The organism is Sphingomonas sp., assembly GCF_035490575.1.
Lineage (GTDB): Bacteria > Pseudomonadota > Alphaproteobacteria > Sphingomonadales > Sphingomonadaceae > Sphingomonas.
The window spans coordinates 1-11,149 of the sequence record NZ_DATJLI010000038.1 but is presented as its reverse complement, the minus strand read 5'-3'; the positions used below and the strand labels follow the sequence as shown (position 1 = coordinate 11,149).

Annotated in this window: 10 protein-coding genes and 1 tRNA gene; 3 read left to right on the top strand and 8 right to left on the bottom strand. The window is 65.2% G+C overall.

All coding sequences use genetic code 11. The features are described from left to right. Nucleotides 1-1,407, bottom strand: a 1,407-nt coding sequence (locus VL973_RS02645) for an LON peptidase substrate-binding domain-containing protein (protein ID WP_325282482.1), incomplete at its 3' end; no start/stop codon positions are given. A 190-nt stretch (nt 1,408-1,597) separates the two neighbouring features. Between VL973_RS02645 and VL973_RS02640 the strand changes: the two genes are divergently transcribed. Then, nucleotides 1,598-3,160 carry a M1 family metallopeptidase gene (locus VL973_RS02640; protein ID WP_325282483.1) on the top strand — a complete coding sequence of 521 codons (1,563 nt, stop codon included), beginning with the start codon at nt 1,598-1,600 and terminating at the stop codon, nt 3,158-3,160. Here VL973_RS02640 and VL973_RS02635 read toward each other — a convergent pair. Then, complete coding sequence (locus VL973_RS02635; protein WP_325282481.1) at nt 3,133-4,275, bottom strand: calcium:cation antiporter; 1,143 nt, start codon at nt 4,273-4,275, stop codon at nt 3,133-3,135. The genes VL973_RS02640 and VL973_RS02635 overlap by 28 nt on opposite strands. Nucleotides 4,276-4,355: 80 nt before the next feature. On the opposite strand from VL973_RS02635, the gene VL973_RS02630 reads away from it, so the two are divergent. Further along, a complete protein-coding gene (locus VL973_RS02630) occupies nt 4,356-4,628 on the top strand; it encodes a hypothetical protein (RefSeq protein ID WP_325282480.1) in 273 nt (90 codons plus the stop codon). Here the strand turns inward: VL973_RS02630 and VL973_RS02625 are convergent. From VL973_RS02625 to VL973_RS02600, 6 genes are all read right to left on the bottom strand, one after another. Then, nucleotides 4,580-5,452: a GGDEF domain-containing protein gene (locus VL973_RS02625; protein ID WP_325282479.1), complete on the bottom strand. Its 873-nt coding sequence runs from the start codon at nt 5,450-5,452 to the stop codon at nt 4,580-4,582. The genes VL973_RS02630 and VL973_RS02625 overlap by 49 nt on opposite strands. Nucleotides 5,453-5,678: 226 nt before the next feature. Continuing rightward, nucleotides 5,679-6,944, bottom strand: a complete 1,266-nt coding sequence (clpX, locus tag VL973_RS02620) for an ATP-dependent Clp protease ATP-binding subunit ClpX (protein ID WP_325282478.1) — start codon at nt 6,942-6,944, stop codon at nt 5,679-5,681. Between the two features lie 177 nt (nt 6,945-7,121). Further along, nucleotides 7,122-7,760 carry an ATP-dependent Clp protease proteolytic subunit gene (locus tag VL973_RS02615; protein WP_414712183.1) on the bottom strand — a complete coding sequence of 213 codons (639 nt, stop codon included), beginning with the start codon at nt 7,758-7,760 and terminating at the stop codon, nt 7,122-7,124. Nucleotides 7,761-7,833: 73 nt separating this feature from the next. Next, nucleotides 7,834-8,790, bottom strand: coding sequence for a glycosyltransferase family 2 protein (locus VL973_RS02610; protein ID WP_325282476.1), 957 nt, complete (start codon nt 8,788-8,790; stop codon nt 7,834-7,836). 95 nt (nt 8,791-8,885) lie between these two features. Then, nucleotides 8,886-10,571 carry a trigger factor gene (tig, locus tag VL973_RS02605; protein ID WP_325282475.1) on the bottom strand — a complete coding sequence of 562 codons (1,686 nt, stop codon included), beginning with the start codon at nt 10,569-10,571 and terminating at the stop codon, nt 8,886-8,888. A gap of 73 nt (nt 10,572-10,644) precedes the next feature. Continuing rightward, a tRNA-Leu gene (locus tag VL973_RS02600) sits at nt 10,645-10,729 on the bottom strand. A 123-nt stretch (nt 10,730-10,852) separates the two neighbouring features. Between VL973_RS02600 and VL973_RS02595 the strand changes: the two genes are divergently transcribed. Beyond that, a complete protein-coding gene (locus VL973_RS02595; protein ID WP_325282474.1) occupies nt 10,853-11,086 on the top strand; it encodes a hypothetical protein in 234 nt (77 codons plus the stop codon). Nucleotides 11,087-11,149 lie beyond the last annotated feature (63 nt).

The following is an 11,149-nucleotide window of genomic DNA, read 5'->3' as shown; positions in this document are numbered from 1 at the left end:
GTTCGCGGTGGTCACGAACATCACGTCGGACAAATCGATGTCGATCTCGAGATAATGGTCGTTGAACTTGTTGTTCTGCTCGGGGTCGAGCACTTCGAGCAGCGCCGAGGCAGGATCGCCGCGGAAGTCCTGACCCAGCTTGTCGATCTCGTCGAGCAGGAACAGCGGGTTCGACGTGCCGGCCTTCTTGAGGTTCGACACGATCTTGCCCGGCAGCGAGCCGATATAGGTGCGGCGATGGCCCCTGATCTCGGCCTCGTCACGCACGCCGCCCAGCGACTGGCGAATGAACTCGCGCCCGGTCGCCCGCGCGATCGACTTGCCCAGGCTGGTCTTGCCCACGCCCGGCGGGCCGACGAGGCACAGGATCGGCCCCTTCAGCTTGTTGGTGCGCGCCTGCACCGCCAGATATTCGACGATCCGGTCCTTGACCTTTTCCAGCGCATAATGGTCTGCGTCGAGGATATTCTCAGCCTCGACCAGATCCTTTTTCAGCTTGGACTTCTTGCCCCACGGCAGGCCCAGCAGCACGTCGAGGTAGTTGCGGACAACCGTCGCCTCGGCGGACATGGGCGCCATCGTCTTGAGCTTTTTCAGCTCGCCGGTCGCCTTGGTGCGCGCTTCCTTCGACAGCTTGAGTGTGGCGATCTTCTGAGTCAGCTCGGCGATCTCGTCGCCTTCGCCTTCCTCGCCCTCATTGCCCAGCTCGCGCTGGATCGCTTTCAGCTGTTCGTTGAGATAATATTCGCGCTGCGTCTTCTCCATCTGGCGCTTGACGCGGCTGCGAATCTTCTTCTCGACCTGCAACACACCCAACTCGCCCTCCATGAAGGCGAACACCATCTCCAGCCGCTTGCGCGGGTCGTTTTCGACCAGCAGCGACTGCTTGTCCGACACCTTGACCGCAATGTTGCCCGCGACCGCATCGGCCAGCCGCCCGGCATCCTCAAGCTCGCCCAGTTGCACCGCGGTTTCGGCGGGCAGCTTGCGATTGAGCTTGGCGTAATTCTCGAACTGGTCGAGCACCGAGCGCATCAGCGCCTGCACTTCGGTGCCCTCGGCCTCGGCTTCCTCGACCGGTTCGATCGTGGCGGCGATATAGCCGTCGCGGGTCTCCAGCGTGTCGAGCCGGGCACGATCGCGCCCGCCGACCAGCACGCGCACGGTGCCGTCGGGCAGCTTGAGCAGTTGCAGCACTTCCGCCGTGACGCCGGTGTCATACAGGTCGTCGCGCGCGGGATCGTCGTTCGACGGATCGAGCTGTGCGACCAGAAAAATCATCTTGTCTTCGGCCATCGCGGCTTCGAGCGCGGCCACCGACTTGTCGCGGCCGACGAACAGCGGCACGATCATGTGCGGGAAAACGACAATGTCGCGAAGCGGCAGAACGGGATAAACGGACTTCATGGACTCTCCGACGGCGCCCGATGGGGGCACCCTTTGCACTCTATATGGGGTGCGGGCGCAAGCCATCAATCGGGGGGTGACCGCTCTGTTCGCCGCACTGGCCCTGACTGCCGCCGCGCCCGATCCGGGCAAGCCGCCGCTGACACCGCAAACCGCGCGGTCGGGCGGGCCGGTCGCGCCGGAACAGGGGATGCTGCGTTTCGACCATGCCGATTTGTCATGGGAGATATTCCCCGACCGACAGGCGATCGGCGGCGTCGCCACGCTGACCTTCACTACACGCGCACCGTTGCGAAAACTGTTGCTCGACCTCGACCGCAACCTGCCGGTCAGCGGCATCGCGATCGATGGCCGGGCGCTGGCGAAGGGCGCGTGGCGCAATCCCGAAGGCCGCATGACGATCGACCTGCCCGCGCCGGTCGCGGCGGGGGGACGGATCGTCGCGCGCATCACCTATGCCGGCGTGCCGCATGTCGCGGTGCGTGCGCCATGGGATGGCGGCTTTGTCTGGTCGACCGCACCCGGCGGCGAACCATGGATCGCAACCGCCGTTCAGGGCGAGGGATGCGACCTGTTCTGGCCGTGCATCGACGCGCCGAGCTTCGAGCCGGCGCAGGCCGACCTGCACATCACCGTGCCCGCCGGATTGCAGGCGCCGTCGAACGGACGGCTGATCGGGGTCGACACGCTGACCGATGGCCGCACCCGCTGGCACTGGCGCGCGCGCCAGCCCAATACCTATGCCGTCGCGCTAAACATCGGTCCCTATGCCGAGTTGACGGCAATGCATCGCAGCCGGTTCGGCAATACGATCCCGCTGCATTTCTGGCATCTGCGCGGCAATGCCGAACAGGCGCGCGGGCTGTTCGCCGAGTTCGGGCCGATGGTCGATTTCTTTGAAACGGTCGTCGGCCCCTACCCCTTTGCCGATGAGAAGCTGGGGGTGGTCGAAACGCCGCATCTGGGCATGGAGCACCAGACGATCAACGCCTATGGCAACGCCTATAAAAGGGCGCCGGAGGGGTTCGACTGGCTGCTGCACCACGAACTGGCGCATGAATGGTTCGCGAATCAGATGACCGTCGCCGACTGGGACGATTTCTGGCTGCACGAGAGCTACGCGCAATATATGCAGCCGCTCTATGGCCTGCACCGCGAAGGCTATGCCCGTTACATCGCGATGCTGGTGGGCGACCGCAAGCGCATCGCCAACCGCCATGCCATGGTGTCGGGCGGCCCGCGCGACGAAAGCGCGGTCTATGACGATGTGAACGGACCCGGCGGCGACATCTATTTCAAGGGCGCGTGGATGCTGCACACGCTGCGCGGCCTGCTCGGCGACGCCGCATTCGGCGAAGTTACCCGCCGCGTCGTCTATGGTCGCAGCGACCCGAAGCCGGGCAATTTCCGCCCGCGATTCACCTCGACCGCCGAATATCGCGCCATCCTGAACGACGTGACCGGCCGCGAGATGGGCTGGTTCCTCGACGCCTATCTGCGCCATGCCGCTTTGCCCGAACTGGTCGAGCGGCGCGAAGGCGACACCCTGACCCTTGAGTGGCGCGCGGCGCATGGTCGCCCCTTCCCGCTGCCGGTCGAGGTTCAGGTCGGGGACGCGATAACGCGCCTGCCGATGGTCGACGGCCGCGCGACGCTGAACGTGCCCGCTGGCACAAGCGTCCTGGTGGACCCGATGATGCGCGTGCTGCGGCGGCTACCCGGCGATCAGGGAATGACGGTCACGAACAGATAGCTGGCGAAGATCAGCAGATGGACCATGCCCTGCAACACCGTCGTCCGCCCCGTGCCCAGCGACAGCACCGCAACGATCAGCGACAGGCCCAGCAGCGTCATCGACTTTGCATCGATCCCCAGCGCGATCGGCAGGCCCAGCATCAATGAGGCGATGGCCACAGCCGGAATCGTCAGGCCGATCGTTGCCAGCGCCGATCCCAGCGCCAGGTTCAGGCTGGTCTGCAACCGGTTGCGCCGGGCGGCGCGAACGGCGGCGAGGCTTTCGGGCGCCAGCACCAGCCCCGCGATCGCAACACCGACCAGCGCCAGCGGCAGGCCCGCCGACAACACGGCGCGCTCCAGCGTCGGCGCCAGATCCTTGGCCAGCAGCACCACCGACACCAGCGCCGCGATCAGGACTGCGAACGCCAGCCACGCCTGTCCGTTGGTCGGCGGATCGGCGTGCGTATCCTCGTCAATGTCGTGAATGTCGCCGGGCAGGAAATAGTCGCGGTGCCGGACAGTCTGGATTAGCACGAACGTCGCATACAGTGTCAACGACACGACGGCGGTAAAGATCAGCTGTGACGGCGTGAAGAACGGCCCCGGCGCCGACAGCGTGTAGTTCGGCAGGATCAGGCTCAGCACCGCCATTGCCGCCAGCACGCACAGCGCGGCGCTGACCCCCTTCAGGGCAAAGGTCTGTTCATGGTGCCGCACGCCGCCCACCAGCAGGCAGATGCCGACGATGCCATTCAGGATAATCATGATCGCGGCGAACACCGTGTCGCGCGCCAGCGTCGCGGCATCGCCGCCCCCCGATGTCATCAGCGACACGATCAGCGACACCTCGATCACCGTCACCGCGACCGCCAGCACCAGCGTGCCGAACGGCTCGCCGACCCGGTGCGCGACGACTTCGGCATGATGCACGGCGGCGAGCACCGCGCCGATCAGAATGACCGAAGCGACGATCACGCCCCAACCGCCCATCTTGCCAAGCGACAGCGCGATCGCGATCAGGCCGAGCGCCGGCATCGCCAGCGACCAGATCGGCAGCATGTGCTTGTCAAGCAACTTTCGCGCGACGGCCGGCGTGGCGGTCTGCTGTCCTTCGGCGCTGATGCCGCTCATTTCATCTCCCTGCATGGCTGATACCCAACGAATGCGCCGTTCGCGCGTTGGTTGCGTAAGGCAGCGTGAAAGGAAGAAGGATGCCGAACTGGCAAGGAAGGGCCGCCGAAATGGCCGCGACCTTCATGATCGGAGACGGATTGCTGGGCCTGGTTCAGCCGCGTCGTCATGTCGCCTTGTGGCAGGATGACGCGATGGGCGCCGAGCAACTGGTCGCGCCGTTTCGCGACCGACCGGGGCGGCGGCGCGTTTACGCACTCGTTCAGATCGCGGCGGGACTGGTTCTGGCGACCCGACAACGCGATCAGGTGGCGACCGCGCGCGCCACCAGATCGCGTTCGACCAGCACCTGAGCACGGCCCGCGCGCTTGGCGGCATAAAGCGCGGCGTCGGCGCGTTCGGCGGTGCGCTCGACCGATTCGCTGCCCGCTTCGACCAGGCCGGCCGAAAAGGTCAGCGGCGGAAAGCCGGCCGGGCCGATCGCCATCGTTTCGATCGATCGCAGCAATTCGGCCAGCCGCACTTGCGTATCCGCCTCAGTGGCGCGGGGGAAAAAGGCGACGAACTCCTCCCCGCCCCATCGCGCGATCACCGCGTCGCGCCCGCATGTCGCGGCAAGGCGATTGGCGAAATCGCGCAGCACCCGGTCGCCGGCGGCGTGTCCGAACTGGTCGTTGACTGCCTTGAACCGGTCGAGATCGATGATTGCAAAGGCCCCGCCCACACGTGCGGCGAACAGCGGATCGACCTCGGCGAAGAATCCGCGCCGGTTGAGCAGCGCCGTCAACGGATCGCGGTGCGCTGCATGGTCCAGCGTGTTCAGCCGCGACTGAACCGATGCCGCAGCCTCGTTAACGCGGCGCAGCAACACGCTGATCTCATCCACGCCTTCGATCGGCGGGATCGAGACCGGCTCGCCGCGTCCGATCGAATCGATTCCCTCGATCGACAGGCGAAGCGGCGAGAGCAGGGCGTTGATGCCGTAAAGCGCACCCGCGGTGCCGACCAATGTGGCGACCAGCAGGACCGCCAGATCGGCGCCATTCACCTGTCCGTTCGACACCTGACGCGCGACAAAGCTGAGCAACGGAACATGCGTGCCGATGAAGCAGATCGCGAAGATCCGCATCTTCAGGCTTTGCGGCATCAAGATACCGCGCGTTGCGGCGAAACGCATTGATCGGCTCCCCATCTGGCATCGCGGCGACCGGCACAGGCGGCGATCACTCTTTCGATTTTTGAACGTGAATCGAGGATGACGTTTAAGGGTTAATATCCGTAACCAAATCCGCCCTCTTCAACGACGCATCGCGGCGAAGCGAGCGATTTTAACGATAAACGCTGCGGTGCACAAAAAAAGCGCGGGCGGAACCCGCGCTTCTCTTGACCCGACCGGTGGTCGATCAGGCGGCGCCGCCCGCCTTTTCCTTCTTCGTGTAAACGCGGACCGGTTCCTTGCGCCCTTCCACCACGTCCTTGTCGACCATCACTTCGTCCACGCCGTCCATGCCGGGCAGGTCGAACATCGTGTCGAGCAATATGCCTTCCAGGATCGAGCGAAGCCCGCGTGCGCCGGTCTTGCGCTCGATCGCGCGCTTGGACACGGCGGCGAGCGCGTCGTCGTTGAAGCCCAGCTTCACGCCCTCCATGTCGAACAGCTTCTGATATTGTTTGACCAACGCGTTCTTCGGCTCGGTCAGGATCTTGACCAGCGCGGCCGTATCCAGATCCTCCAGCGTCGCGATCACCGGCAAACGGCCGACAAATTCGGGGATCAGCCCGAACTTGAGGAGATCCTCCGGCTCCACCTGACGCAATGTCTCGCCGGTGCGGCGTTCCTCGGGTGCGGCGACATAAGCGCCGAAACCGATCGACTTGCCCTGCAAACGGTCGCCAATGATCTTCTCAAGACCGCTGAACGCGCCGCCGCAGATGAACAGGATGTTGGTCGTGTCAACCTGCAGGAACTCCTGCTGCGGATGCTTGCGCCCACCCTGTGGCGGGACCGATGCGGTGGTGCCCTCCATCAGCTTGAGCAGTGCCTGCTGCACGCCTTCGCCCGACACGTCGCGCGTGATCGACGGGTTCTCGGCCTTGCGGCTGATCTTGTCGATCTCGTCGATATAGACGATGCCGCGCTGGGCACGCTCGACATTGTAATCCGATGCCTGAAGCAGCTTCAGGATGATGTTCTCGACATCCTCGCCGACATAACCCGCCTCGGTCAGCGTCGTGGCATCCGCCATGGTGAACGGCACATCGAGGATGCGCGCCAGCGTCTGCGCCAGCAGCGTCTTGCCGCAACCGGTCGGCCCGACCAGCAGGATGTTCGACTTGGACAGCTCAACGTCAGCACCCTTGGCGCCGTGGTTCAGCCGCTTGTAGTGATTGTGCACCGCCACCGACAGCACGCGCTTGGCACGGCTCTGGCCGATGACATAATCATCCAGCACGTCGCAGATTTCCTGCGGCGTCGGCACGCCACCGTCCTTCTTGCTGACCAGCGCCGACTTCGTTTCCTCACGGATGATGTCGTTGCAAAGCTCCACGCACTCGTCGCAAATGAAGACGGTCGGACCGGCAATCAGCTTGCGGACCTCGTGCTGCGACTTGCCGCAGAACGAGCAATAGAGGGTGCTCTTGGAGTCGCCACCGCTCAGTTTCGTCATTCACTCACCATCTGCCCCGGATGGCGGGGCAACCTTTCAGCCCCTGATCCGGCGAGGCGCCCGTATGTCCCGATACCCGATGTTCGGGGAATCCGCTTTCAGCGCGCAACTCTACACGTCGGATGCCGGGGGACAATCGACAAAATGTGTTCGTCCCCCGGCAACGTCAAGCGCCGGTCAGGCGGCCGACGCATCCTCGGTCGGGGAGGGCCGCTTCTCATAGACTTCATCGACCAGGCCGAACGCCTTGGCTTCTTCGGCTTCGAGGAAGGTGTCGCGGTCCATCGCCCGTTCGATCTCTTCCAGCGACTTGCCGGTATATTTGACGTAGAGCGCGTTCATCCGATCCTTGATGCGCTGGATTTCCTTCGCCTGGATCTGAATGTCGCTGGCCATGCCCTGCGCGCCGCCCGACGGCTGATGGATCATGATCCGCGCATTGGTCAGCGCCACGCGCAGCCCCGGTTCGCCCGCGGCCAGCAGGAAGCTGCCCATCGATGCCGCCTGGCCGATGCAGACGGTGCCGACGCGCGGCCGGATATATTGCATGGTGTCATGGATCGCCATGCCCGCCGTGACGACGCCGCCCGGCGAATTGATATACATCCAGATGTCCTTCTTCGGATTTTCCGATTCCAGGAACAGCAGCTGTGCGGTGATGAGCGAGGCCATGTGATCCTCGACCGGACCCACGACAAAGATGATGCGTTCGCGCAGCAGCCGCGAATAGATGTCGAAGCTGCGCTCGCCACGGCTCGATTGTTCGATGACGATGGGGACGAGGGCGTTCTGAAGGACGCTCATAGGGTCGTGCATGGAAATCCCGCTCGGTTGATTGCGAAACGCCTACATCGGCGCTCGCATCCGACCGCGCAAGCCCCGCCGCGCGTCAGCCCGCATCGCCCGGCGCCGGATAGGCCAGATAGGCCAGCCGCCGCACCTCGCGCCGGCCGCGCACGACCGTATCCAGCGTCAATCCGGCGAACAGGCACTGCGAGGCCAGGATCATCAGGCCGGTCGCCAATATAGCGGTCGGAAAGCGCGGCACGAGACCGGTCCGAAGATAGGTGAGCGCGAGCGGTATCGCGAGGATGACCGCCAGCAATGCCAGCATGCCGCCGATCGCGCCGAAAAACAGCAATGGCCGCTCGATCCGATACAGCGTCGCGATCGTGCGGGCGATGCGCCAGCCGTCCGAATAGGTCGACAGCTTCGACGCCGAACCTTCCGGGCGCTCGAAATAGGGCGTCGTGATTTCCGCAACCGGCATCTTGAGTTCCAGCGCATGGACGCTGATCTCGGTCTCGATCTCGAACCCCGCCGACAGCGCCGGGAAACTCTTGACGAAGCGACGCGAAAAAACGCGGTAGCCCGACAGGATATCGGTAAAGCTGCGCCCGAACAGCCGCGCCAGCATCCCTGTCAGCGCCTTGTTGCCGAACTGATGCCCGCGGCGATAGGCCGCGGCGGCTTCGTGCACGCGGCTGCCGACCACCATGTCGAGCTGTTCGTCTATCAGCCGTCGGACCAGCGCAGGCGCCGACGCGGCGTCATAGGTAGCGTCGCCGTCGGCGATCACATAAATGTCGGCATCGACATCGGCAAACATGCGCCGCACCACCGCGCCCTTGCCCTGCACGCGTTCGGTGCGGACGATCGCACCGGCGGCGCGGGCGACGTCGACCGTGCGGTCGCGGCTATTATTGTCATAGACGTAAATGCGCGCACCCGGCAGCGCGGCGCGGAAGCCGGCAACCGTCTGGCCGATCGCAGCTTCCTCGTTATAACAGGGCAGGATCACCGCGATGCGGGGCGATCCTGCCGACTGGTCATGCTGTTCGGTCACGCTGTCCCCGTTCGGGCTGAACCTGTCCAAGCCCCGCCCTTCTCGTTCCAGACGGACCGCCCCTCGACAAGCTCAGGGCGAACGGGGAGGCAACGTCACTCGGCGTCGGCGGCCTTCTTCTTCGCCGGAGCCTTCTTCTTCGGCGCGGCGTCGGTCGCCTCGGCAGCGTCGCCATCCGCCTTTTTCCTGGCCGGAGCCTTTTTGGGCGCGTCCGCTTCCTCGGCAGGCGCGTCGGCGGCCTTCTTGGTCGCGGCCTTCTTGGTCGCGGCCTTCTTCTTGGGCGCCTCTGCCTCGGCCGGTGCGTCCGCAGCAGCCGGCTCGACATCGGCGTCGGTCACTTCGGTCGCCTTGGCCTTCTTCGCCGCCGGTTTCTTCTTGGCGGGCGCGTGGTCGTGGTCGTGGTCGTGGTCGTGGTCGTGGTCGCAGTCAGGACCATGGACGTGCGGGACATTGCCATCCTCGGCCTCGATCGCGGCTTCCAGTTCCTCCCGCGTGACTTCGCGCTCGGTCACTTCGGCCTTGTCGAACAGGAAATCGACGACCTTGTCCTCATAAAGCGGCGCGCGAAGCTGGGCGGCGGCCATCGGCTCCTGCTGGATATATTGCATGAACCGGTCGCGGTCTTCGGGGCGATATTGCTGAGCGGCCTGCATCACCAGGCGCTGCATCTCGGCCTGCGTGACCTCGACACCGTTGGCCTGCCCGATTTCGGACAGCAGCAGGCCCAGGCGCACGCGGCGGACGGCGATCTTGTGATAATCGTCGCGCTCGCTCTCCAGCTCCTTCATCGCCGCTTCGGGATCGGCCTCATGGCCGGCTTCGTGCTCCAGCTGCTGCCAGATCTGGGCGAATTCGGCCTCGACCATGGACGGCGGCACTTCGAAGTCGTGCCCTTCGGCCAGCTGGTCGAGCAGCTTGCGCTTCATGTGGGTGCGGGTCAGCTGGCCCGTCTCGTTCTCGAGCTGGCCGCGCAGCAGCCCCTTGAGCTGGTCGAGATCGGACAGGCCCAGCGTCTTGGCGAATTCGTCGTCGATCACAGTCTCGCCCGCGGTCTGCACCGCCTTGATCGTCAGGTCGAACGTCGCGGGCTTGCCCGCCAGCGTGTCGACGCCGTAATCCTCGGGAAACGTGACTTCGATCTGCTTTTCGTCGCCGGCCTTCACGCCGACCAGCTGATCCTCGAAACCGGGGATCAGGCGGCCCGTGCCGATTTCGACCGACATGTCCTCGCCCGTGCCGCCGTCAAACGCGACGCCGTCGACCTTGCCGACGAAATCCATGACCACCAGATCACCGGTTTCGGCGACGCGGCCCTCGGCATCTTCCCACTTCTTCTGGCCGCTGGCGAGCTGCTGGAGCTGTTCGTCGACGCGTTCCTCCGGAACGGGGACGATCAGCCGCTCGAGCTTCAGGCCGTCGATCGCGGGCGTCGGCACCTGCGGCAGCACTTCCAGCTCGACCTTGATCTCGGCGTCCTGGCCCGGCTCGTAACCATCGGCCAGCTCGACCGAGGGCTGCATCGCGGGGCGCAGCTTGTTGTCGGCGATCAACTGCTGGATGCCGTCCTGGATCGAGCTGTTCAGCGCGTCCTGCGCCAGCGCGGGGCCGTGCATCTTGCGGATCAGGTTGGCGGGCACCTTGCCGGGGCGGAAGCCGGGCATACGGATCGTCGGCGCCACGCGCTTGACCTCTGCCTCCACCTTGCCGTCGATCTCGCCGGCGGTGATGGTGAGCGTGTAGGCGCGCTTGAGGCCCTCGTTCAACGTCTCGACAGTCTGCATTCTTCGGGTTCGCGCTTTCGTCTGGTTGAATCGGCATAGCGGCGTCACGCATCCGAAGCCTCGGAGCGGAGCCTGGTGCGGGCGAAGGGACTCGAACCCCCACATCTTGCGATACTGGAACCTAAATCCAGCGCGTCTACCAGTTCCGCCACGCCCGCATCAGAAGAGGACACCGCCGGTCAGCGGGCGTCTATAGCAGCAAGGCACGCGCAAACAAGGGCGCGTGCGGCAACACTGTCGCGCGACGTTCGTTGAGGCATCCGAACCAGGAGAAAACAACCATGCCCGTCGAACCCCCGATCCCACCGGAAACCCCGGCCGAACCCTCGACACCCGGCCAGCCCACCGCGCCCCCGCCCGAAGCGCCGCCGCACCCCGGCACCCCGGCGGAACCGACAACGCCGGGCATTCCCGACACGCCGCCATCGGAAACCCCGCCGATCGCGCCCGACATCGACGTGCCCTCCCCCCAGCCGGGCGGGCCGGACATCGCACCGGGCCAGCCGGTCGCGTGACCGCTGGCGTTCACCCCGGCCCAAAGCGCCGGGGTGACGCCGGGCCGCCGCACCGCTATGACG

Excerpts from the sequence above, each read along its gene's own strand:
- VL973_RS02640 (WP_325282483.1), top strand. The coding sequence starts at position 1,598 with ATGCTGCGTTTCGACCATGCCGATTTGTCATGGGAGATATTCCCCGAC.
- VL973_RS02635 (WP_325282481.1), bottom strand. The coding sequence starts at position 4,275 with ATGAGCGGCATCAGCGCCGAAGGACAGCAGACCGCCACGCCGGCCGTC.
- VL973_RS02630 (WP_325282480.1), top strand. The coding sequence starts at position 4,356 with ATGCCGAACTGGCAAGGAAGGGCCGCCGAAATGGCCGCGACCTTCATG.
- VL973_RS02625 (WP_325282479.1), bottom strand. The coding sequence starts at position 5,452 with ATGCGTTTCGCCGCAACGCGCGGTATCTTGATGCCGCAAAGCCTGAAG.
- clpX (WP_325282478.1), bottom strand. The coding sequence starts at position 6,944 with ATGACGAAACTGAGCGGTGGCGACTCCAAGAGCACCCTCTATTGCTCG.
- VL973_RS02615 (WP_414712183.1), bottom strand. The coding sequence starts at position 7,760 with ATGCACGACCCTATGAGCGTCCTTCAGAACGCCCTCGTCCCCATCGTC.
- tig (WP_325282475.1), bottom strand. The coding sequence starts at position 10,571 with ATGCAGACTGTCGAGACGTTGAACGAGGGCCTCAAGCGCGCCTACACG.
- VL973_RS02595 (WP_325282474.1), top strand. The coding sequence starts at position 10,853 with ATGCCCGTCGAACCCCCGATCCCACCGGAAACCCCGGCCGAACCCTCG.